The 22,096-nt window shown below is 69.7% G+C and carries 16 protein-coding genes, 1 tRNA gene and 4 pseudogenes; 2 read left to right on the top strand and 19 right to left on the bottom strand.

Features of this window, described 5'->3' with window-relative positions; genetic code table 11:
- Positions 1-18: 18 nt before the first annotated feature.
- The 18 genes and pseudogenes from atpE to CGL27_RS31900 form a co-directional block, all read right to left on the bottom strand.
- Positions 19-261, bottom strand: a complete 243-nt coding sequence (gene atpE / locus CGL27_RS31985; protein WP_119991493.1) for an ATP synthase F0 subunit C — start codon at positions 259-261, stop codon at positions 19-21.
- Between the two features lie 77 nt (positions 262-338).
- Positions 339-1,148 (bottom strand): F0F1 ATP synthase subunit A, encoded by an 810-nt coding sequence (gene atpB, locus CGL27_RS31980; protein WP_119991492.1) that lies wholly within the window; start codon positions 1,146-1,148, stop codon positions 339-341.
- 265 nt (positions 1,149-1,413) lie between these two features.
- Positions 1,414-1,869, bottom strand: coding sequence for a hypothetical protein (locus CGL27_RS31975; RefSeq protein WP_078643658.1), 456 nt, complete (start codon positions 1,867-1,869; stop codon positions 1,414-1,416).
- A gap of 292 nt (positions 1,870-2,161) precedes the next feature.
- Positions 2,162-3,571 (bottom strand): MraY family glycosyltransferase, encoded by a 1,410-nt coding sequence (locus CGL27_RS31970; protein ID WP_119991491.1) that lies wholly within the window; start codon positions 3,569-3,571, stop codon positions 2,162-2,164.
- A gap of 63 nt (positions 3,572-3,634) precedes the next feature.
- Entirely contained in the window at positions 3,635-4,924 is a 1,290-nt protein-coding gene (gene glyA, locus CGL27_RS31965) for a serine hydroxymethyltransferase (RefSeq protein WP_107439147.1), read from the bottom strand.
- A 136-nt stretch (positions 4,925-5,060) separates the two neighbouring features.
- Entirely contained in the window at positions 5,061-5,720 is a 660-nt protein-coding gene (locus tag CGL27_RS31960; RefSeq protein ID WP_078643655.1) for a protein-tyrosine-phosphatase, read from the bottom strand.
- Positions 5,717-6,364, bottom strand: coding sequence for an L-threonylcarbamoyladenylate synthase (locus CGL27_RS31955; protein WP_014054918.1), 648 nt, complete (start codon positions 6,362-6,364; stop codon positions 5,717-5,719). Before CGL27_RS31955 ends, CGL27_RS31960 begins: the two co-directional genes overlap by 4 nt.
- Before the next feature lie 49 nt (positions 6,365-6,413).
- The gene (gene prmC, locus CGL27_RS31950) at positions 6,414-7,259 is read right to left on the bottom strand and encodes a peptide chain release factor N(5)-glutamine methyltransferase (RefSeq protein ID WP_119991490.1); all 846 of its coding nucleotides are present in this window, start codon (positions 7,257-7,259) and stop codon (positions 6,414-6,416) included.
- Positions 7,260-7,313: 54 nt separating this feature from the next.
- On the bottom strand, positions 7,314-8,393 hold the full coding sequence (gene prfA, locus CGL27_RS31945) for a peptide chain release factor 1 (protein ID WP_078643654.1): 1,080 nt from the start codon (positions 8,391-8,393) through the stop codon (positions 7,314-7,316).
- A 129-nt stretch (positions 8,394-8,522) separates the two neighbouring features.
- Positions 8,523-8,747, bottom strand: coding sequence for a 50S ribosomal protein L31 (gene rpmE / locus CGL27_RS31940; RefSeq protein WP_030823398.1), 225 nt, complete (start codon positions 8,745-8,747; stop codon positions 8,523-8,525).
- A gap of 146 nt (positions 8,748-8,893) precedes the next feature.
- Positions 8,894-10,018, bottom strand: coding sequence for an LCP family protein (locus CGL27_RS31935; RefSeq protein WP_119991489.1), 1,125 nt, complete (start codon positions 10,016-10,018; stop codon positions 8,894-8,896).
- Positions 10,019-10,375: 357 nt separating this feature from the next.
- Positions 10,376-12,513: pseudogene (gene rho / locus CGL27_RS31930) on the bottom strand (transcription termination factor Rho).
- A gap of 402 nt (positions 12,514-12,915) precedes the next feature.
- A complete protein-coding gene (gene thrB / locus CGL27_RS31925; RefSeq protein WP_078643650.1) occupies positions 12,916-13,830 on the bottom strand; it encodes a homoserine kinase in 915 nt (304 codons plus the stop codon).
- A gap of 401 nt (positions 13,831-14,231) precedes the next feature.
- Positions 14,232-15,350 carry a threonine synthase gene (gene thrC, locus CGL27_RS31920; protein WP_240450716.1) on the bottom strand — a complete coding sequence of 373 codons (1,119 nt, stop codon included), beginning with the start codon at positions 15,348-15,350 and terminating at the stop codon, positions 14,232-14,234.
- A 59-nt stretch (positions 15,351-15,409) separates the two neighbouring features.
- Entirely contained in the window at positions 15,410-16,702 is a 1,293-nt protein-coding gene (locus CGL27_RS31915) for a homoserine dehydrogenase (RefSeq protein ID WP_078643647.1), read from the bottom strand.
- 111 nt (positions 16,703-16,813) lie between these two features.
- Positions 16,814-18,205: a diaminopimelate decarboxylase gene (gene lysA / locus CGL27_RS31910; protein WP_119991487.1), complete on the bottom strand. Its 1,392-nt coding sequence runs from the start codon at positions 18,203-18,205 to the stop codon at positions 16,814-16,816.
- Positions 18,206-18,232: 27 nt separating this feature from the next.
- Positions 18,233-19,299 (bottom strand): annotated as a pseudogene (nrtL, locus tag CGL27_RS31905) (ArgS-related anticodon-binding protein NrtL).
- 316 nt (positions 19,300-19,615) lie between these two features.
- Positions 19,616-20,096 (bottom strand): annotated as a pseudogene (locus CGL27_RS31900) (response regulator).
- Positions 20,097-20,260: 164 nt separating this feature from the next.
- Between CGL27_RS31900 and CGL27_RS31895 the strand changes: the two are divergent.
- Positions 20,261-20,332: transfer RNA gene (locus tag CGL27_RS31895), tRNA-Arg, on the top strand.
- 272 nt (positions 20,333-20,604) lie between these two features.
- Positions 20,605-21,210, top strand: coding sequence for a hypothetical protein (locus CGL27_RS52400; RefSeq protein WP_240450715.1), 606 nt, complete (start codon positions 20,605-20,607; stop codon positions 21,208-21,210).
- A 72-nt stretch (positions 21,211-21,282) separates the two neighbouring features.
- Here the strand turns inward: CGL27_RS52400 and CGL27_RS52395 are convergent.
- A pseudogene (locus CGL27_RS52395) lies at positions 21,283-21,711 on the bottom strand (recombinase family protein); the annotation flags it as partial.
- Positions 21,712-22,096 lie beyond the last annotated feature (385 nt).

Raw genomic sequence — 22,096 nt, 5'->3', positions numbered from 1 at the left:
GTGGTTAAAGCGGTCCGTTCAGGACTTGAAAAGGAAGCCCATGACGATACCGATCAGCGCGAGCGCCTCACAGAAGGCGAAGCCCATGATCTGGTTGGCGCGGATCAGGCCGGCAGCCTCGGGCTGACGGGCCAGGGCCTGGGTGCCGTTACCGAAGATGATGCCGACGCCGACGCCGGGGCCGATGGCGGCGAGACCGTAACCGATCGAACCGAGGTTGCCGGTGACGCCAGCGGCGGCGAGGGTCTGGAGAGCGGACATGCCGGTTCTTCCTTTGCGTTTCATGGGCCGGTGGGGGTTGGCCACCGGACGTCTGATGGTCTGGGAGCCAGGTCTGCTCAGTGGTGCTCGGCGAGCGCGCCCTGGACGTAGTTGCAGGCCAAGAGCACGAAGACGTACGCCTGGACAGCCTGGATGAAGAGCTCGAAGGCGGTCAGCAGAATCGTCATCACGAACGACGCGCCCGCGTAGACGATGCCAATGCCGTTCAGCAGGTACCAGGTGCCGATGGTGAACATCAGCAGCAGCAGATGGCCCGCGAACATGTTGGCGAAGAGCCGGACCGCGTGGGTGAAGGGCCGGATGATGACGTTCGAGAAGAACTCGATCACGACGATCATCGGCAGGATCGCGCCGAGGTCCTTGTCGTAGCCGGTGATGTTCTTCCAGCCGCCGACGAAGCCGTGCTTCTTGAAGGTCAGGTACATCCAGAGGATGTAGACGATCGCGGCCAGACCGGCCGGGAAGGCGATGATCGACGTCACCGGGAACTGGGCGACCGGAATGATCGACCAGAGGTTCATGATCCAGACGAAGAAGAAGATCGAGACCATGAGAGGGACGTACTTCTCGCCCTCCTTCTTGCCGAGGGCCTCATAGACCAGGCCGCGGCGCACGAAGTCGTAGCCCGCCTCACCGATCATCTGCAGCTTGCCCGGCACGACCTTGGCCCGGGCGAAAGCGGCCCAGAAGAACCAGACGATGGCGACCGTACCCAGCAGGGCCAGCAGCATCGGCTTGTTGAAGTCAAAGCCGCCGATGGAGAAGAGCGGCTCGAACTTGAAGGAATGGAGTCCGGGTGCCGGGAAGCCGCACCCGTCGAAGATGTGGCAGTTCGTCTCGAAGGCGAGCGTCTGGTCAGAACTCACCGCGAGACTCCTTCAGCGTGGCGCATGGGTACGGCAACCTCGTTGTGTCGGCGCGGCACGCGGCCACGGAACGGCACTGGACTGGTCTTACGGATGTGGGGGCGGCTGATCGGCGCGTGGCCGAGTGGTATGTCGGGCATCAGCTGCATGGGCCGCCGATTCCGTCCCGTGGAATCCGGGGGTTCAGCTACCTGCGCCCGCTGTGCCTCAGATGGCACCGGACGATAGCAGGTGAGCGCACATGCTCTTATCCCGGCCCTACTTCTCACGACGTGGACCCGGCGGGAGCGGACTTCTTCGCCCCCTCGGGCTTACGTTCGTCCTCGGCTTCGGGCTCCACATAGAGGATCTTCGCCTTCATATGCGCACGGGTCTGTGCGCCGACCCACACCAGGGTCGCGGCGAGCAGCGCGAGGGCGAAAGCCTTGACGTTGAACAGCGTGGTGTCCTGGAACACCGCGAGCACGACCGCCACCAGCAGGAACTCGGTCATGAAAAGCACCATGCCCATGGCCTGGAACAGATGCGGGAGGTGCTTCGCGGTGCGCTCCAGCACGATCAGCCCCGAAGCCATCACCGCCATGGCGACGAATGTGCCGAAGCCCGCGCCGATCGCTCCCTTGCCACCCGCGAACGCGGCACCGACAGCGACGGCGACCACGCCGGCGACGGCGGTGGGCACGGCGCAACTCAGGAGCGTTCTGGCGTCGTTGGACTGCATGAAGGGTTTCTCCGGCAAGTGTCGGAAACAACGATTCGTCGTGGACGAGCGTATCCCCGGGAACAGAGGAGACCTCACGACGAAGAGCCGTCGCCCTACGGCCCCTCGCGGTCTAAGCACCGGGTTTAGTGAACGGTATCACAAACTATTTGATGAGGTCTTTACCCTTCGGATGTGCTGCACGTCACACGGGAGAGTTATCCGCTGTGTACCGTGCTGACGCCGTCCTGTGATCTTCGGCGCTCTCCCCCACCGTTCCCTCCGGCACTTACTGGGGGAATTACCAGGGCGGTTACCGGGGTGTTCCGATCCTGCGGCGGTGGGTGAAGCGGGACCGGTCGCCGATCGCGGTGGCGCCGTTCGTCCCGCCGCTCGCGCCGCCGTTCATCCCGCTGTTCATCCCGGAGCCCACCGGCTCGGGCGCGGCCATCTCCGGATCCGACAGTGCGGACCCTCCGCCGGCCACGGCCGCCACCGGCTCCGCGGGCGCCTCGGCGCCCCGCTCGGCCCGCGCGATCCGGTTGGCGCGGCGGTAGCGCGGCGGAACGAACGCCTCGGCCCAGCGCGGAACGCGCGGGGTGAACCGCGGCAGCAGCAACAGCACCAGCCCGACCCCGCTCAGCGCGACGATCGCGAGGACGAACCACACACCGGCCGAGTTCACCGAGTACGCCACGGCGCCGAAGGCGATCAGCGCCGACCAGAAGTACATGATCAGGACGGCCCGGCTGTGCGAATGGCCGATCTCCAGCAGCCGGTGGTGCAGATGGCCGCGGTCCGCGGCGAACGGCGACTGGCCCCGCCAGGTGCGCCGGACGATGGCCAGCACCAGGTCCGCGAAGGGCACCGCGATGACGGTCAGCGGCAGCAGCAGCGGGATGTAGACCGGGACGGTGGCGTGCACCGCGGCCTGCTCGGACCCCTCGAACAGCTTCATCGCGTCCGGGTCGACCTGGCCGGTGATGGAGATGGCGCCCGCCGCCAGCACCAGCCCGATCAGCATCGAGCCCGAGTCGCCCATGAAGATCCGCGCGGGGTGCGCGTTGTGCGGCAGGAAGCCCAGGCACATCCCCATGAGGACGGCGGCGAACAGCGTGGCGGGCGCGGCCGCCTCCAGGCCGTAGCCGTACCAGATGCGGTAGGCGTACATGAAGAACGCGGCGGCGGCGATGCACACCATCCCGGACGCCAACCCATCAAGCCCGTCAACGAAGTTGACCGCGTTGATGGTGATGACGACCAGGGCGACGGTCAGCAGCGTGCCCTGCCAGGGCGTCAGCGAGACCGGCCCCACCCCGGGCACCGGAAGCCACAGGATGGTCAGACCCTGGAGCACCATCACACCGGCGGCGATCATCTGGCCGCCGAGCTTGATCAGCGCGTCCACGCCCCACTTGTCGTCCAGCACGCCCAGCAGCCAGATCAGCCCGGCGCCGGACAGCAGCGCCCGTGGTTCGTTGGAGACCTCGAAGACGTCCTTGAGGTTGGTCAGATGGGCGGCGACCAGCAGCCCCGCGCACAGCCCGCCGAACATGGCGATGCCGCCGAGCCGCGGAGTGGGCTCGCGATGCACATCACGGGCGCGGATCTCTGGCATCGCACCGGCCGCGATGGCGAATTTCCGCACCGGCCCGGTCAGCAGATAAGTGACCGCGGCCGTGATGCACAGAGTCAGCAGGTATTCACGCACAGGCTGCCCCAGAGGTATCGCTGGCCATCACAGCCTCACACCTTATGCGTGTCGGACGCCTGGCGGTGAACGTACTTACAGACGTCCTACACCTTCGGATGGTTGCATGATTCGGCTCTCGTCCGGATAGGGCGGAAATCTCCCGGCCAGTTCCGCCACCTTTTCCCGTACCACGCCTTCGTCCCGCAAGACGGTTCCCATCAGGGCCGCTATCCGCTCCATTTCCGGCGCTCCCATTCCCTGGGTGGTCACCGCGGCGGTGCCCAGCCGCACCCCCTTGACGCATCCCCGGGGATCCGTGGCGGACGCCAGCGCGCAGGTGTCCAGGACGATCCCGGCGGCGGCGCAGCGGGCCTTCGCGGCCCGTCCGTCCAGGCCCAGCGGGGCCGTATCGGCGGTGATCATATGGGTGTCGGTGCCGCCCGTGGCCACCGCGAGACCCTCCGCGACCAGGGCGTCCGCGAGCACCCGGGCATTGGCCACCACCCGCCGCGCATAGGCGGTGAAGGCGGGCGCCGCGGCCTCCCCGAACGCCACCGCCTTGGCCGCGACGGTGTGCATCTGGGCACCGCCCTGCGTGAACGGGAACACCGCCCGGTCGACCCGCTCGGCGAGCTCCGCGCCGCACAGCAGCATTCCGCCGCGCGGCCCGCGCAGCACCTTGTGTGTCGTTGCGCACACCACATCCGCGTACGGCACCGGGGACGGCGCCACCTTTCCCGCGACCAGACCGATCGCATGGGCGGCGTCGGCGATGAGATACGCGCCCACCTCGTCGGCGACGGCGCGGAAGGCGGCGTAGTCCAGATGGCGCGGATAGGAGATCGAACCGCAGACGATCGCCTTCGGCCGGTGGGCGTGGGCGAGCGCGCGGAGCTGCTCGTAGTCGATCAGGCCGGTCGCCGGATCGACGCCGTAGCCGATGAAGTCGAACCAGCGGCCGGAGAAATTGGCGGGTGAGCCGTGGGTGAGATGGCCGCCGTGCTGCAGCGCCATCGCCAGCACCGTGTCCCCGGGGCGCAGCAGCGCGGCGTAGGCGGCCAGCACCGCAGAGGACCCCGAATGCGGCTGCACATTGGCGTGCTCGGCGCCGAACAGCGCCTTCGCCCGGTCCTGGGCGACCCGCTCGGCGATGTCCACGATCTCGCAGCCGCCGTGGTGGCGGGCGCCGGGATACCCCTCGGCGTACTTGTTGGCCAGCGGCGAGGCGAGCGCCGCCAGCACGGCCGGCGAGGTGAAGTTCTCGGCCGCGATGAGCTGGAGGCCGCCGGAGACACGGTCGATCTCGCTCAGGATGATCCCCGCCAGCTCCGGGTCCTGGCGGGCGAGCGCTCCGAAATCGGGGCCCCGGGGGGTGACGGCCATGGCGTGCTCACAGCCTCGGGAGGGGACGGCGGGTCGTCGAAGGTGGTCACCCCCAATGTAGGCCCCGCAGGCCCTCGTGGCGCGCCGTGAGCCGCGGGAGACCCCCGTTGGCGCGCCCCTGGGCCCCGCCAGGGGGCTACGCGGGGGCGGGAACCCCCGTCAGGGCCGTGACGACCGGGTCCAGGGCCTGGTTGATCTCGTCCCCGATGGAGCGGAAGAAGGTGATCGGCGCCCCGTACGGATCGTGCACCTCGTCCGCGTCCTCGGTGGGCGCCAGCAGCCAGCCGCGCAGCGCGGCAGCCGCCTGCACCAGGGCGCGGGCGCGCTCGACCACGCCGCCCGCCTCCGCCGGATCGGGCAGCGTCGCGGGGTCTATGGCCCGCACCAGCCGGGTGAACTCCTTGAGCGTGAAGGTGCGCAGGCCGGCCGAATGCCCCATCGAGATGACCTGCGCCCGGTGGTCGCGGGTGGCGGTCAGGACCAGGTCGGCGCGGATGACGTGCTCGTCCAGCAGCTCACGGCCGAGGAAGCCCGCCGGGTCGGCGCCGAAGTCGGTCAGGACCGTCGCGGCGTGCGCCTCCATGGGCGCGCCCTCATGGCCCCAGGTGCCGGCGCTCTCCACGATCAGACCGCGGGTGCGGACGGTGCCGAGGCGGTGCGTGAGGGCGTGCCGGGTCAGCCGCTCGGTGATCGGCGAGCGGCACACATTGCCGGTGCTGACGTGGAGGATGCGGAAGGTGGCCTCGGGCTTCTTCTCACGGTGTTCCGCTATGCCACGCCCCTCAGGGGCTGTCAATTCGCCACCTCGAGGTCGGGTACGACCTCGCGGAGCTGCTCGGCGGTGAGCGCGCCCGCCCGGAGCAGCACCGGCACCTTGCCGGTGACGTCGACGATCGAGGAGGGCACGGCGGCCGGGGTGGGCCCGCCGTCGAGGTACACCGAGACGGAGTCCCCCAGCATGTCCTGGGCGGCGTCGCAGTCCTGCGGAGAGGGGTGTCCGGTCAGATTGGCGCTGGAGACCGCCATCGGGCCGAAGTCCGTCAGCAGCTCGATCGCGACCGGGTGCAGCGGCATCCGCACCGCGACGGTGCCCCGGGTCTCCCCCAGGTCCCAGGTGAGCGAGGGCTGGTGCCGGGCGACGAGGGTGAGCGCACCGGGCCAGAAGGCGTCGACCAGCTCCCAGGCCATCTCGGAGAAGTCGGTGACCAGTCCGTGCAGGGTGTTCGGGGAGCCGACCAGCACCGGGGTGGGCATATTGCGGCCGCGGCCCTTGGCCTCGAGCAGATCGCCGACCGCCTCGGCGTTGAAGGCGTCCGCGCCGATCCCGTAGACGGTGTCGGTGGGCAGCACGACCAGTTCGCCGCGGCGGACGGCGGAGGCGGCCTCGCGCAGGCCGGTCTTGCGATCGGTCGCGTCCCCGCAGTCGTATCGCCGTGCCATCTTTAACGGACCTCCTCGTACGTGGCCAATGTGTGGTGCGGTGCCGCCGTCACGGCATGGCCTTCCGCGCGGTGGCGAACCGGGGCCGGTTGTTCAGGTCGGGGTGGTCGGCGGCGTCCGCCCAGCCACGCTCCTCCGTGAAGATCCACGGCACCTGGCCGCCCTGGGTGTCTGCGTGTTCGATGACCACCACGCCCCCGGGGCGCAGCAGCCGGTGGGCGGTGCGCTCCAGGCCACGGATCACATCGAGGCCGTCCTCTCCGGAGAAGAGCGCGAGCTGGGGGTCGTGGTCGCGGGCCTCCGGCGCCACGTACTCCCACTCGGTCAGCGGGATGTACGGCGGGTTGCTGATGACGAGGTCCACCTGCCCGTCGAGCTCGGGCAGGGCCGTCAACGCGTCCGCGTGATGGAGAACGACGCGGGACCCCTCGACGTTCTTGCGGGCCCAGCGCAGGGCGCCCTCGTCCAGCTCCACGGCGTGCACCCGGGAGCGCGGCACCTCCTGGGCGAGCGCCAGGGCGATGGCGCCGGAACCGGTGCACAGATCGACGATGAGCGGTTCGACGACGTCCATCGCGCGGACCGCGTCTATCGCCCAGCCGACCACCGACTCGGTCTCCGGCCGGGGCACGAAGACCCCAGGTCCCACCTGGAGCTCGAGATAGCGGAAGAAGGCGCGGCCGGTGATGTGCTGAAGGGGCTCACGGGCCTCGCGCCGGGCGACCGCCTCCCAGTAGCGGGCGTCGAAGTCGGCGTCGGGCACGCCGTGCAGCTCTCCCCGCTTGACGCTGTGCACAAAGGCGGCGAGCTCCTCCGCGTCGAAGCGCGGTGAGGGCACGCCCGCGTCGGCCAGCCGCTGAGTGGCCTGCGCCACCTCGGCGAGCAGCACGTTCACTGAATTCCTCCAGCCGGTCCGGACAAGAGCACGAAGCCTACGACGGTGGGTGGCTCAGCCCGCGGCCGCCAGTTTGGCGGCCGCGTCGGCGTCGACGCACGCTTGGATGACCGGTTCGAGTTCACCGTCGAGCACCTGGTCCAAGTTGTACGCCTTGAAACCGACTCGATGGTCCGAGATCCGGTTTTCCGGGAAGTTGTACGTACGGATGCGCTCGGAGCGGTCGACGGTACGGACCTGGCTGCGGCGCGCGTCCGATGCCTCCCGCTCGGCCTCCTCCTGGGCCGCGGCCAGCAGCCGCGAGCGCAGGATGCGCAGCGCCTGCTCCTTGTTCTGGAGCTGGCTCTTCTCGTTCTGGCAGGAGACGACGATGCCGGTGGGCAGGTGGGTGATGCGCACCGCGGAGTCGGTGGTGTTGACCGACTGCCCGCCGGGTCCCGAGGAGCGGTAGACGTCGATCCGCAGGTCGTTGGGGCCGATCTCGACCTCGACCTCCTCGGCCTCGGGCGTGACCAGCACACCGGCCGCGGAGGTGTGGATACGGCCCTGGGACTCGGTGGCGGGCACCCGCTGCACCCGGTGCACCCCGCCCTCGTACTTCAGCCGGGCCCAGACGCCCTGGCCGGGCTCGGTGGCGCCGTTCCCGCCCTTGGTCTTCACCGCGACCTGGACGTCCTTGTAGCCGCCGAGGTCGGACTCGTTGGCGTCGAGGATCTCGGTTTTCCAGCCGACGCGCTCGGCGTACCGCAGATACATCCGCAGCAGGTCGCCGGCGAACAGCGCGGACTCCTCGCCGCCCTCTCCGGCCTTGACCTCCAGGATGACGTCCTTGTCGTCGCTCGGGTCGCGGGGGACGAGCAGCAGCCGCAGCCGGTCGGTCAGCCCCTCGCGGGACTGCTCCAGCTCCTTGACCTCGTCCACGAAGTCGGGGTCGTCCTGGGCCAGCTCCCGGGCGGTCTCGATGTCCTCCCCGGCCTGCTTCCAGGCGCGGTAGACGGCGATCACCGGGGTCAGCTCGGCATAGCGCTTGTTGAGCCGACGCGCCTCCCGCTGGTCTGCGTGGACCGCGGGGTCGGCGAGCCGCTTTTCGAGGTCGGCATGTTCGCCGATGAGTTCCTCGACCGCCTCGAACATCGGGGGGCTCCCTGGGTGGTCTGCGTGGTGGTGTTGCGGAGAAGAAGTGCCGGAAGGGCCGGTGACGACAAAACGCCGGTCCGGTCGCCCCAGGGAAGGGGCGACCGAAGACCGGCGCCGTGCGGGTCGCTACTTCTTGGCGGACCCGGCGTTCTTGCCGAAGCGGGCCTCGAACCGCGCCACGCGGCCACCGGTGTCGAGGATCTTCTGCTTGCCCGTGTAGAACGGGTGGCACTCGGAGCAGATGTCGGCACGGATGGTGCCGCCGCCCACGGTGCTACGGGTGGTGAAGGAGGCGCCACAGGTGCAGCTGACCTGCGTCTCGACGTACTCCGGGTGGATGTCGCGCTTCAAGGGAATCTCCTAGGTTCGGGAGGGCACCGGGTCGACGGGCGGAATGCCCTGTCGTGAACCGGGACCGACGATCCAGTTTGCCAGTACTGGCCGCATCTCCCAAAACCGGGGGTCGGACCGGGATATTCCCGACCCCTCCCGGGACGCTATTCGACGACCTTGCCCGCGTCGGTGGCGTCGCCCGCGGAGCCCTTGGTGGCCGAGGCGGGCACCGGCTGGTCCTTGCGGAGCGCCGTCCATATGAGCTTGGCCTTGCGCTCCATGGGCAGCACCCGGGCCGGGTTCTGCGGGTCGTACTCGACGGGCAGCGTGGTCATCTTCATGTCGCCCGAGCCGATGCCCTTCAGGGATTCGGCGAAGCCCTTCAGCTTGCTCACCGAGGCCAGCTCGGAGTCGGTGGTGAGCGCCTTGGTGGAGGTGTCCGCCAGGTCGTAGAGCTTCTTCGGGTTGCCGAACACGTTGACGTGCTTGACCTGGTCCAGCAGCGCCTTGACGAACGCCTGCTGGAGCTTGATCCGGCCGAGGTCGCTGCCGTCGCCCACGCCGTGCCGGGTACGCACCAGGCCCAGGGACTGCTCCCCGTTCAGCGTGTGCGGGCCGGGCTCCAGGTCGAGGTGGCTCTTCGAGTCGTGAATCGGGGCGGTGGTGGTGAGGTTGACGCCCCCGAGGTCGTTTATGAGCTGCTTGAAGCCGGAGAAGTCGACCTCGAGGAAGTGGTCCATGCGTATGCCCGTCATGGACTCGATGGTCTTGATGGTGCAGGCCGGGCCGCCGGCCTCATACGCGCTGTTGAACATCGCCGCCTGCACGGCGGGCGTCTCCTGCCCGCCCTTGGTGGTGCAGGACGGCCGCTGTATGAGGGTGTCGCGCGGGATGCTGATGACGCTGGCCTTCTTGTGGCCCTTGTAGACGTGGACGATCATCGCCGTGTCGGAGCGCGATGTGCCCTCGTCCTTGCCGTACTTCGCGTTCTTGCCGGCCCGGGAGTCGGAGCCGAGGACGAGGATGTCCATCGAGCCGTTGTCGACGTTCTTGGGGCGGTCGGCACCGAGGGCGGCGTTGACGTCGACGCCGGTGAGGTTCCCGTTCAGCTTGTAGTAGAGGTAGCCGAGTCCGGCACCGCCCAGCACCAGCACGGCGGCCAGCGTCCACACCGTGTAGACCACGGCCCTGCGGCGCGTGCTGGGCCGCTTGCGGCGGCGGCCCGGCGTTGCGCCGCGGGCGCGGTGGCGACCCGGGTTTACCGGTGCGTTGCTGCTGTCCTCGGCCATGTGCTCCTCAGTCCTCTATGTGCTGCCCGAGTACCCCCTGCCGTCACGGTCAGGCGTGGCGTCGCGGTTTCGCGATGGAGTCTGCCTGTGTTCCGGCCCCATATTCCGACCTGACAGATGGAAGGCCGTGCGCCAGGGTTGCATACGTGCCATGGCCGGTTTTCGTGCGGGCCGCCGGGCGCTCCGTTCGTCCCCTTCGTCCGCCTTACCGCTCTGACCTGCACTTTCGCGGGCGATAACATGATCAGGACCGGTCCGTGGCCCGGCTTGCCGCTGTGGCTCACCTCTCATCGAACGCAGCGAGGCCCCCCGCGGTGCGGGGGGCCTCGTCTACGGAGCGTTCCGGCGGATATCCGCTCAGTCGCCGTTGTTGCCCGGAGTGGGCGTGGTCTTGGCGATCTGCATCAGGAACTCGGCGTTGGACTTCGTCTGCTTCATCTTGTCCAGCAGCAGCTCGATCGCCTGCTGGGAGTCGAGCGCGTGCAGCACCCGGCGCAGCTTCCAGACGATGCTCAGCTCCTCCGGCGCCAGCAGGATCTCTTCCTTACGGGTGCTGGACGCGTCCACGTCCACCGCCGGGAAGATGCGCTTGTCCGAGAGCTTCCGGTCGAGCCGCAGCTCCATGTTGCCGGTGCCCTTGAACTCCTCGAAGATCACCTCGTCCATGCGCGAGCCGGTCTCGACCAGCGCGGTGGCCAGGATGGTCAGCGAGCCGCCGTCCTCGATGTTGCGCGCGGCGCCGAAGAACTTCTTCGGCGGGTAGAGCGCGGTCGAGTCGACACCACCGGACAGGATGCGGCCGGAGGCGGGCGCCGCCAGGTTGTAGGCACGGCCCAGGCGGGTGATCGAGTCCAGCAGGACGACCACGTCATGGCCCAGCTCGACCAGGCGCTTGGCCCGCTCGATCGCCAGCTCCGCGACGGTGGTGTGGTCCTCGGCCGGGCGGTCGAAGGTCGAGGAGATGACCTCGCCCTTGACCGACCGCTGCATGTCGGTGACCTCTTCCGGCCGCTCGTCGACGAGGACGACCATCAGATGGCACTCGGGGCTGTTGCGGGTGATCGCGTTGGCGATCGCCTGCATGATCATGGTCTTACCGGTCTTCGGCGGGGCCACGATCAGACCGCGCTGCCCCTTGCCGATCGGCGCGACCAGGTCGATGATCCGGGTCGTCAGCCCGCCGGCCTCGGTCTCCAGACGCAGCCGGTCCTGCGGGTAAAGCGGCGTCAGCTTTCCGAAGTCCGGCCGCCCGCGCCCGGTTTCGGGCGCCATGCCGTTGACCGAGTCCAGCCGCACCAGCGCGTTGAACTTCTCGCGGCGCTCGCCCTCGCGCGGCTGACGGACCGCGCCGGTGACGTGGTCGCCCTTGCGCAGACCGTTCTTACGGACCTGGGCGAGCGAGACGTACACGTCGTTCGGGCCCGGGAGGTAGCCGGAGGTCCGGATGAACGCGTAGTTGTCGAGGATGTCGAGGATGCCCGCGACCGGGATCAGGACGTCGTCGTCGGACACCTGCGGCTCGTTGCCGAAGTCGTCGCGGCCACGGCGGCCACGGCGGTCCCGGTAGCGCCCGCGGCGGCCACGGCGGCCACCGTCGAAGTCGTCGTCGCTCTCGTCGGGGCGCTGCTGGGCCTGGCCGCGCCCGTCGCGCTGCTGACGGCCGCCGCTCTGCTGGCCGTCGTCGCCCTTGCCGCGGCGGTCACCGCGCTCGCCGCCGCGCTCACCGCGGTCGCGCTGACGCTCCCGGCGGTCGCCCTTCTGGCCACGCTCCTGGCGGTCACCGCCCCTGGCGCCCTTGCCCTCGGCGGTGTCGACGGCGGCCTCTGCCTTCCCGTCGCCCTTGGGCTCGGTCCTGGTCTCGGTCTTGGCGGAGGCGTCCGTACGAGTCTCCGTCTTGGTCTCGACAGCGGTGGCCGTGCCCCCGGTCTCGGGGTGGTGGCGGGCGCGGTGGCGCGGCGACGGCGGCGCTCACCGGCCGGCTGCTCATCGCCCGCGGGCTCACCGGGCTGGCCCGGGATCTCGATCTGCTGCTGGGCGACGGCCTTCTCCTCGGCCTCGGCCTTGTCGGCCTTCTCCGCCTTCCCGGCGGACTTCGAGGACTTGGCGCTGCCGGCCTTCTCCTCGGCTTCATCGCCCGTACGGGTCCGCGAGGTGGCACGGCGCTTCGGCTTGGTCGCGCCTTCCGCGGCGGACGGGCTGCTCTCGGAGCCCTCGGCGGAGCCGGAGCCCCCGGCCTGCTTCTCCTTGATGACCTCGATCAGCTGGCCTTTGCGCATCCGCGCGGTGCCCTTGATGCCAAGGCTCGAGGCGAGCTGCTGCAGCTCGGCCAGGACCATGGCGTCAAGGCCGGTGCCCGAGCGGCGTCGCCGCGGGGCAGCGCCAGTGGCAGCACCGTTGGCGGGCGCGGAAGCGTCCGTGGCGGGCGCGTTGTTGCCGACACCGCTGTCGGAGGTGCCGGAGGCGTTCACGCCCATCAGATCGGTGGTGTCGCTCACGAAGGGTCCTTCCCTGGAGCGGGCGTCGGCCTGTCTGGCTCGGCGACCGGTTGTGCTGTCCGGCTGTGGTCCTTCCGAAACGGACCGGGCCGGGGCGGTGGTCCGCCGGGGTACGGCGGAGAGATCAATTCATGGTTCCGACGCGGTGGAGGGTTCACTGAGATCCGCCACGCCGATTCCGGAGCGTGCTCGCTACTGCTCAGGCAGGCTGCTCAGGCAGTGGGGGAGGCTCCCGGAAGAAGGGTGGTCCCGGATGGGGACACTGAGCACCTCGCCTCCGAATAGATCCAAGAGGCATCAAGTGCTGACTTGAGGTTAACACTACCGGATCCAACAAACATTCCCCCTTTCCAAGACCGGCTATCGAGTTTTCCCGGGCCCGGGACGCCCCGGACCGCGGTGTCAGGTGAGCGGCAGGACGCTCGCCCCCCCGGCGTCGAGAGCCAGCCGGTTGGCCGCCCACCCCTCGCCCGCCAGTCGTGCGACCTTGTCGGCCGCACCGTCCTCGACCAGCGCGAGCACCGTGGGGCCCGCGCCGGAGATGACCGCGGGGACGCCGTCCGTCCGCAGTCGGTTCACCAGGCTCACGCTCTCGGGCATCGCCGGAGCACGGTATTCCTGGTGCAGCCGGTCCTCCGTTGCCGCGAGCAGCAGCTCGGGACGCCTGGTCAGGGCCTCGACGAGCAGTGCGGCCCGGCCCGCGTTCACCGCCGCGTCCACATGCGGGACGGTGCGCGGCAGCAGCCCGCGGGCGGTCTCGGTGAGCACCGGCCGGTCCGGGACGAAGACAACCGGAACGATGGAATCCGCAGGGTCCATCCTGATCGCCCGGGCGGATCCCGCGTCCGTCCAGGCAAGGGTGAAGCCGCCGAGCAGACAGGCGGCGACATTGTCGGGGTGGCCCTCGATCTCGGTGGCCAGCTCCAGCACCGCCTCGTTGTCGAGCCGCTCGGCGCCGCCTATGGTCACCGCGCGCGCGGCGACGATCCCGGCGCAGATGGCGGCGGAGGAGGAGCCCAGGCCCCGGCCGTGCGGAATGCGGTTGGCGCAGACCACTTCGAGACCGCGGGGCTGCCCGCCCAGCAGGTCGAAGGTGGTGCGCAAGGAACGTACGAGCAGGTGGCTCTCGTCGCGCGGCAGCGTCTCCGCGCCCTCGCCGGCGATATCGACGTGCAGACCGGAGTCGGCCACCCGGACCACCACGTCGTCGTAGAGCCCCAGGGCCAGGCCGAGGGCGTCGAAGCCGGGACCGAGGTTGGCGCTCGAGGCGGGGACGCGCACTCGGACGGCGGCGGCGCGGAACGCTGGACCGGCCATCGCTCGATGACTCTCCTTGTGGTTACGTGCGATTGCTCGAAGAGGTACGGAACACCGCGGGGGCCGCGACACGTACGGCGACGCCGCGCAGAGGCGAGCACTCTGCGTCGGGGCGGATTCAGTACAGCCTATCGAAGGAAGGTTCTGTGGCGACATAGGGCGCACGGGAGGCGCACGATGCGTGTCGCGCTCCCTGCAACCATCCGCGACCACTCTACTGGGTCGCTCCGCGCGCCCTCGCGCTGCTCTGCCACCACTTGAGTGGATCTTTAGGATACGGCCTGGAGGAGGCCCGGCGAGCCGCGGTGCGGCGGCCCGCCGAAACCCTCATCGCCCCAGGTCACGGCCCCGCTGCGGGGCCGCGCCGGGGCACTGCGTGTCGAGACCCTCGCGGGGCCGGATCAGGCCAGCCCGAGCCGTACGGCCGCGGCGTCCGCGTCCACCGGGACCACGACCGGCTGCGGCGCACCCGCCACCGCCCAGTCCGGGTCCTTGAGCCCGTTTCCGGTCACCGTGCAGACGATGCGCTGGCCGGGGTCGACCAGCCCCTGCTCGGCCGCCTTCAGCAGACCCGCCACGCTCGCCGCGGAGGCCGGCTCCACGAAGACGCCCTCCTGCGCGGCGAGCAGCCGGTAGGCGGCGAGGATCTGACGGTCGGTCACCTCGTCGATGAAGCCGCCGGACTCGTCGCGCGCCTGCTCGGCGAAGCTCCAGGAGGCGGGGTTGCCGATGCGGATGGCGGTCGCGATGGTGCTCGGCTCCTTCACCGGCTCACCGCGCACGATCGGCGCCGAGCCGGACGCCTGGAACCCCCACATCCGGGGCGTACGGGAGGCGCGCGGGTCGCTGTCGGCGAACGGCGCCGCGTACTCCTTGTAGCCCTTCCAGTAGGCGGTGATGTTGCCCGCGTTGCCCACCGGCAGCACATGGATGTCGGGCGCGTCCCCGAGCATGTCCACGATCTCGAAGGCCGCGGTCTTCTGCCCCTGGATCCGGGCCGGATTGACCGAATTGACCAGCGCCACCGGGTACTTCTCCGACAGCCCGCGCGCCAGCGTCAGGCAGTCGTCGAAGTTGCCGTCGACCTGGAGGATCTTCGCGCCGTGGACGAGCGCCTGACCCATCTTGCCCAGCGCGATCTTGCCCTGCGGGACCAGCACCGCGCAGACCATCCCGGCCCGTACGGCATACGCCGCCGCGGAGGCCGAGGTGTTGCCGGTGGAGGCGCAGATGACGGCCTTGGCGCCGGCCTCCTTGGCCTCGCTGATGGCCATCGTCATGCCGCGGTCCTTGAACGACCCGGTGGGGTTGGCGCCCTCGACCTTGAGGTGCACCTCGCAGCCGGTGCGCTCGGAGAGCACCTGCGCGGGAACCAGCGGCGTACCGCCCTCGCGCAGGGTGACGACGGGCGTCGTCCCGCTCACCGGGAGACGGTCGCGGTACTCCTCGATGATGCCCCGCCAGCCGTGCCACTGTCGGGTGCCGGACATTCGAGGCCCGGCGTCGGCGATTGCGTTCATGATTTCCCTTACTCTCCGCTCACCCTCTGTTCGGCCTCAGCGCGGCCGCTGCCCGGCCTCTACTCGCCCTCGACCCGCATGATGCTCGCGACATCGCGGACGGTGTCGAGCCGGCGGAGCGCCTCCACGGTCGACGACAGCGCGGCGTCGCTCGCGCGGTGAGTCACGACGACGAGGGACGCCTCGCCGTCCTTCCCCTGCTGGCGGACCGTATCGATGGATACGCCATGCTCGGCGAAGACTGTGGCGACCTGTGCGAGAACTCCCGGTTTGTCGGCGACGTCCAGGCTGATGTGGTAGCGAGTGATCACATCGCCCATCGGGCTCACCGGGAGCCTGCTGTACGCGGACTCCCCGGGTCCGGTGGCCTCCGCCAGCTTGTTGCGGCAGGCGGCGACGAGGTCGCCGAGGACGGCCGAGGCGGTCGGCGAACCGCCCGCGCCCGGCCCGTAGAACATGAGCTGCCCCGCGGCGTCGGCCTCCACGAAGACCGCGTTGTACGCCTCGCGGACGGAGGCGAGCGGGTGGCTCAGCGGAATCATCGCCGGATGCACCCGCGCGGTCACCGAGCGGCCGTCGGCGGCCCGCTCGCAGATCGCGAGCAGCTTGACGGTGCAGCCCATGCGCTTGGCGGAGGCGATGTCGGCGGCGGTCACCTCGGTGATGCCCTCGCGGTGCACATCGTCGAGGGTGACCCGGGTGTGGAAGGCGATCCCGGCGAGGATCGCGGCCTTCGCGGCGGCGTCGAAACCCTCGACATCCGCGGTCGGATCGGCCTCGGCGTAGCCCAGGGCCGTGGCCTCGTCCAGCGCCTCGCTGTAGCCGGCGCCACTGCCGTCCATCCGGTCCAGGATGAAGTTGGTGGTGCCGTTGACGATGCCGAGGACCCGGTTGACCTTGTCGCCGGCGAGCGACTCGCGCAGCGGCCGCACCAGCGGGATCGCCCCCGCGACCGCGGCCTCGTAGTAGAGGTCCGCACGGCGCTGCTCGGCCGCGGCGTGCAGCGCGGCGCCGTCCTGGGCGACCAGCGCCTTGTTCGCGGACACCACGCTCGCGCCGTGGTCGAAGGCGGTGGTGATGAGGGTGCGGGCGGGCTCGATCCCGCCGATGACCTCGACCACCACATCGATGTCCCCGCGCTTGACCAGGGCCGTGGCATCGGTGGTCACCAGCTCCGCCGGCACCCCTTCCCGGACCCGGCCGGGGCGCCGCACGGCGATCCCGGCCAGCTCGACCGGGGCCCCGATGCGCGCCGCGAGATCGTCCGCCTGCGTCGTCATGATGCGCGCCACCTCTGAGCCGACCACTCCACAGCCCAGCAGCGCCACTTTCAGCGGACGCGTACGCATCATCCGACCTCGTTTCTCATCCATCGCGTTAATGCATCAGCGCGTTAGTGCACCAGTCTCAGGCACTGGACGGGATTTCCTGTCCCAGGTCCAGTATCCGAGATCCTTTTCTCGCTAGCCGACATCGAGCCGCAGGAGATCCTCCTCCGTCTCGCGCCGGACGATCTCGCGCGCCTGACCGTCCCGTACGGCGACGACGGGCGGACGGAGCGCGTGGTTGTAGTTGCTCGCCATCGAGCGGCAGTACGCGCCGGTGGCGGGGACGGCGATCAGGTCGCCGGGCGCCAGATCGGCGGGCAGGAAGGCGTCCCGTACGACGATGTCGCCGGACTCGCAGTGCTTGCCGACGACGCGGGAGAGCATCGGCTCGGCGGTGGAGGAGCGGGAGACCAGCGCCACGGAGTACTCCGCATCGTAGAGCGCGGTACGGATGTTGTCGGACATCCCGCCGTCGACGCTGACGTACGTCCGCAGCCCCGGCAGCTCCTTGACCGTGCCCACCTCGTACAGCGTGAACGCGGTCGGCCCGACGATCGCCCGCCCCGGCTCGACCGACAGCCGCGGCACCGCGAGCCCGGCCGCATCGCACTCCCGGTGGACGATGTCGCGCAGCGCCTTGGCGATCTCCTGCGGCTCGCGGGGGTCGTCCTCCGAGGTGTACGCGATGCCGAGGCCGCCACCGAGGTCGATCTCGGGCAGCTCGACGCCGTGCTCGTCCCGGATCTCCTTCAGCAGCCCGACGACGCGGTGGGCGGCCACCTCGAAGCCCGAGGTGTCGAAGATCTGCGACCCGATGTGCGAGTGGATCCCGATGAGCTCCAGCCCGTCCAGCTTGAGCGCCCGCCGTACGGCCTCGGCGGCCAGCCCGCCCGCGAGCGGAATGCCGAACTTCTGGTCCTCATGGGCGGTCGCGATGAACTCGTGCGTATGCGCCTCCACACCCACGGTGACGCGGATCTGCACCCGCTGGCGCTTGCCGAGCCGCCGGGCGATGTGCGCGACCCGCGCGATCTCCTGGAAAGAGTCGAGCACGATCCGCCCGACACCCGCCTCGACGGCCCGCTCGATCTCGCCGGTGGACTTGTTGTTCCCGTGCAGCGCGATCCGCTCGGCGGGCATCCCGGCGGCGAGCGCGGTGACCAGCTCCCCGGCGGAGCACACGTCGAGGTTGAGCCCCTCCTCGGTCAGCCAGCGCACGACGGCGCGGGAGAGGAACGCCTTCCCGGCGTAGAACACGTCGGCGTCCTCCCCGAACGCCTCCCGCCAGGCCCGGCAGCGGGCCCGGAAGTCGGCCTCGTCGAGGAAGTAGCCGGGGGTCCCGAACTCCTCCGCGAGCGTCTTGACGTCGATCCCGCCGACGGTCGCGACGCCGTCGGCGTTCCGGCCGACGGTATGGGACCACACGCGGGGGTCGAGCTGATTGAGATCGGCGGGCGGCGCGGCGTAGTGCCCCTCGGGAAGGACATCGGCGTGGCGGGGCCCGGCGGGGTGGGCGGAACGGCTCATGCTGTCTTCGCTGTCTCTCTCAAGGTCTTACAGATGTTCGGGTGCGCTGATGCCGAGCAGGTGCAGGCCGCCGGCGAGCACCGCCCCGGCGGCGTCGGCGAGGGCCAGCCGGGAACGGTGGACGGCCGAGGGTTTGCGCTCGCCGGAGGACTCCTCCCCGGAGGGGAGGGCCGGGCAGGCGTCATGGAACCGGAAGAAGGCGTCGGCGGTGGCGACGAGATGCCGCGCGAGCCGATCGGGCGCCCGGTGCCGGGCGGCGGCCTCGAGGGTGCGGGGATGATCGGCGAGGAGCGCGAGCAGGGTGGTCTCGGCGGGGTGGCCGTAGGCGCTGGGCTCGGAGTCGGGGTCGGACTGGGGCTCGGCGGGGTCGTCGTACACCCCGGACTCGGGCTCCGGCTCGGGGGTGATGCCGAACTGGCTCGCGTTCCGCATCAGGGCCCGGGTACGGGCATGGGCGTACTGCACCCGGAAGAGGGCGTTGTCCTCGCGCTGGGAGAGCAGATGGGCGGGGTCGAGATCGGGCAGATCGTGCCCGGCGGGCCGGAGCAGCGCCCAGCGGGCGGCGTCGGGCCCGAGACGGGTGAGCAGATCACGCCCGGAGACCGGAACGGCCCGCACGACGGGCCCGTCACCAGGAACAACGACTCCCCCGGTGGCGTCGACAAGCCCCCGCACGACATGAGCGACGAGCGCGGCCCGGACCTCATCACCGCCCCGAGCGGAACCGACACCCCGGCGAGCGCATCCCCATGCCCGTAGCGGAGCCCCTGGGACAGCACGGCCCGCACGAGCTGAGCATGGGAGGTGCCCTCAAGGGTGATGTTGAGGAAACCAGGGTCGGCGACATCAACGCGGGCGATCCCAGGAGCGCGAACAAGCCGCCGCCGCAAAACCTCGGCGATAGCGAGCGCGTCCCCCTCACCCCTGGCCCCCCTGGCCAGCAGCAGGGCGACATTGGTGGCGTAATCCCCGCACCCGGGCCGAGGAGGAGTCCGCACCTTCACCCGCTCCGGCACGGCAACGCACAGCTCGTCGTCCTCAACGGCACGACGCACGGTGTGCAGCACAGTGCGGGAGAGCTGGGCGGGAGTCACGGGACCAGCGTATGGGAGGAGGGGGGTACCGAAGCGAACCGGTTTCGCCCATCGGACGAGCAACGGGCCGCACCACCCACCCAAGGCGGATCACACCGGGAAGCCAAGGCCCGGGCCACCAAGAGCCCCGACAAGAACGGAACCAGACCCCGGAAAACAGGACCGATCCCCCGGAACGAACCCAGAAAACAAAGCCGGGGCCCAGACCCGGACCCCGGACAAGACCAAGACCCCAGAACCGAGACCCCGGAACATAGACCCCGGACCCAGGCCCCAGGGCCCCGGACCGGAAGAGGGCCGGGCCGGGGCCCACCCACTACCCGGTGGGCCCCACAGCCGGCTCGGCATCGCCAGGGGCCGCCGCACTGGCCGCCCCCTGCCTCATCAGCCTCCCCACGAGCTCGACCAGATCGGCGGGCTCGAAGGGTTTCGCGAGGAAGGCATCGACGCCCAGCGCCTTCCCGCTGTCCATCTCGTACTGCGTACACGCACTGATGATCGCGACGGGCACATGACATGTTCGAGCATCAGCACGCAACCTCGACGCCGTATGCAGCCCATCGAGTCTGGGCATCACAACATCGAGAGTGATCACATCGGGCCGCACCTGGTGAACGATCTCCAGGCACTCGGCACCATCGGCCGCGGTCACGACCTCGAAGCCCTCCAGCTCGAGGTTGACCCTGATCAGCTGCCGGATGACCTTGTTGTCGTCGACGACAAGGACCCGGCCGGACAAGCCAGGCACACCCTGAAGAGTAGGCGCGCAGCCACGACCGCGTCCGGGTTTTCCCCACTTCCGCCCCGTGCGAGGGACCTTTCCCCGAGACCCCTGCACCCCCACCTCCACATGCGGTATACGCCCCTCCGCTCCCCCGCCCACCGGCCCCCCGATAAGCGTTCATGACCACCCTGATCGAACTGGTAGGGTTCTACCCGTCGCCGCAAACAGCAGCGACAGGCCCCCGTAGCTCAGGGGATAGAGCAACGGCCTCCGGAGCCGTGTGCGCAGGTTCGAATCCTGCCGGGGGCACTCAGGGGATAGGAATGAACGCGACGATTATGCCGCGTTTGTCCACCCCGGGTGTCATGATCGGGTGCCAGCACTTCGCTGCGGGCGCCCGATTTTTTGTTCCACGGGTCCAGCTCACGGGTGACGGCCACCAGTCCGTCAAGCAGATGCCCCGGGATCGTCACCCGTAGGGTCACTTCTTCGCGGGGCCGGCTGTAGCGGACCTCCAGCCCGAAAGCGTCGTAGAGCCGCCGCTGGATCTCCTCCGGGACCAGGGCGAGGTCGATGTCGAGGTGCGGAAGCGCGTCCAGCAGAGCCGCGCTGTCGACGGGCCGTACCTCCGGCTTCGGGGCTTCCAGCCGGGCCAGCTGCTCGGCGAGCCCTGTGCGCTGCTTGCCCAGGGCGGCGTGCTCCCGGCGGATCGCGTCGCGAAACTCCTTCTCCTGTTCCGGGTCGGTCCCGCTGGCCCGCTCGTCATCACCAAACCCATCGGCGAGGGTGCGGATGAGCCGGGCCTGACGCTCGCCGATGGCCTTGATGGCCTGCTCCAGCGCGGCGCGTTCCTTCGCGGTTCGGTCGCCGGGCCCGTCCGCGACACGAGCGGTTTCAAGTGCGGCTTTGAGGTGGGTGCGCCGGTCGGGGCCGAAGACGTGTGTGGCGAAGAAGCGGGAGACGGGTGTGATCAAGACCTCTTCCCGAACCCACAAACTCTTGGGATGCCCGCCGAACCAGGGCTTGTCCCGGTGTTCGTTCGGGTCGATCTGACAGGCGTAGTACGAGATCCGGTGGCGATTCTTGCCGAACATACGGCGGTCGCAGATCTCGCAGACGACGTACGACCGCAGGACATAGGAACGCCGGGTCGCCGGGTGGGAGTTGCGACCGGGCGTCGTCCGTGACCCCTGGCGCTTCCGCGCCACGGTGGAAGCCACATCGAACAGCTCTTTGGAGACGAGCGGCTCGTGGGTCGGCTGCGGCGACCACACCCAGTCCTTGGGGTCGTTGTAGCAGCCGCCTTTCGTCGTCGCACGGCGGTTCCAGACCTGATAGCCGGTGTACTTGGGATTGCGCAGGATCTCTCGCACGGCAGACCCGCTCCAGCGATGGAGGGCCATGTCGGGGCGAGTGGGCTCCGGGGGCGGGTACGCCACAGGATCCAGGTTCAGGCGGTCGGCGATGGCGTCGTATCCGAGCTTGTCCAGTCCGCGGAGCTGGAAGATGTAGGTGACGGCCGGGGCCCGGGACGCATCCGGCACAAGCCGGTGCTTGGTTCGGCCCTCGGCCCGGCGGGCCGGGACGGGATGCGGAACCTTTTCCGCGCGATAGCCGTAAGGCGGCTTACCCACATTCCAGCCCTGAGAGACATGCTCAATGAAGCCGTCCCACGACAGCTCCAACATCTGCAACACGTACCACTCGGAGACCGCCTGCTTGACGCGCCGCGTGAGCGTGGGCGTGGCGCGTTTGGCTCGCGGACCGGTGACGATCGGCTCATCGGCGGCACACAGGGCGACGCCTGCCTGCTCCAGCTCGTACTCGATCTTCGTGCCGAAGTAGGTCCGGCGCGCGACGCGTTCGATGGACTCGCAGATGACGGCGGCGAAGCGGCGGTCGGGCCGCTGCGCCTCATCAAGCAGATCAGCGACGCTGCCATCTCGCGGAATGGGAATCTGGAATTGCTGGTGCGCAAGGGAATTGCCCCGCTCGCGCAACTCTTTACGGCCGGATTCCACATCGTAAAAATGCGCGACGATCACCCAGCCGGGCGGGAGCGCGGCTCTCGCA

The organism is Streptomyces sp. 11-1-2, from assembly GCF_003595545.1.
Lineage (GTDB): Bacteria > Actinomycetota > Actinomycetes > Streptomycetales > Streptomycetaceae > Streptomyces > Streptomyces hygroscopicus_B.
This window is presented reverse-complemented; position numbering and strand designations above follow the sequence as displayed.

What these genes read in the sequence shown, in the direction of transcription:
- atpE (WP_119991493.1), bottom strand. Translation starts at nt 261, where the DNA reads ATGTCCGCTCTCCAGACCCTCGCCGCCGCTGGCGTCACCGGCAACCTC.
- CGL27_RS31975 (WP_078643658.1), bottom strand. Translation starts at nt 1,869, where the DNA reads ATGCAGTCCAACGACGCCAGAACGCTCCTGAGTTGCGCCGTGCCCACC.
- glyA (WP_107439147.1), bottom strand. Translation starts at nt 4,924, where the DNA reads ATGGCCGTCACCCCCCGGGGCCCCGATTTCGGAGCGCTCGCCCGCCAG.
- CGL27_RS31955 (WP_014054918.1), bottom strand. Translation starts at nt 6,364, where the DNA reads ATGGCACGGCGATACGACTGCGGGGACGCGACCGATCGCAAGACCGGC.
- prfA (WP_078643654.1), bottom strand. Translation starts at nt 8,393, where the DNA reads ATGTTCGAGGCGGTCGAGGAACTCATCGGCGAACATGCCGACCTCGAA.
- CGL27_RS31935 (WP_119991489.1), bottom strand. Translation starts at nt 10,018, where the DNA reads ATGGCCGAGGACAGCAGCAACGCACCGGTAAACCCGGGTCGCCACCGC.
- thrB (WP_078643650.1), bottom strand. Translation starts at nt 13,830, where the DNA reads ATGGCCGGTCCAGCGTTCCGCGCCGCCGCCGTCCGAGTGCGCGTCCCC.
- thrC (WP_240450716.1), bottom strand. Translation starts at nt 15,350, where the DNA reads ATGAACGCAATCGCCGACGCCGGGCCTCGAATGTCCGGCACCCGACAG.
- CGL27_RS31915 (WP_078643647.1), bottom strand. Translation starts at nt 16,702, where the DNA reads ATGATGCGTACGCGTCCGCTGAAAGTGGCGCTGCTGGGCTGTGGAGTG.
- lysA (WP_119991487.1), bottom strand. Translation starts at nt 18,205, where the DNA reads ATGAGCCGTTCCGCCCACCCCGCCGGGCCCCGCCACGCCGATGTCCTT.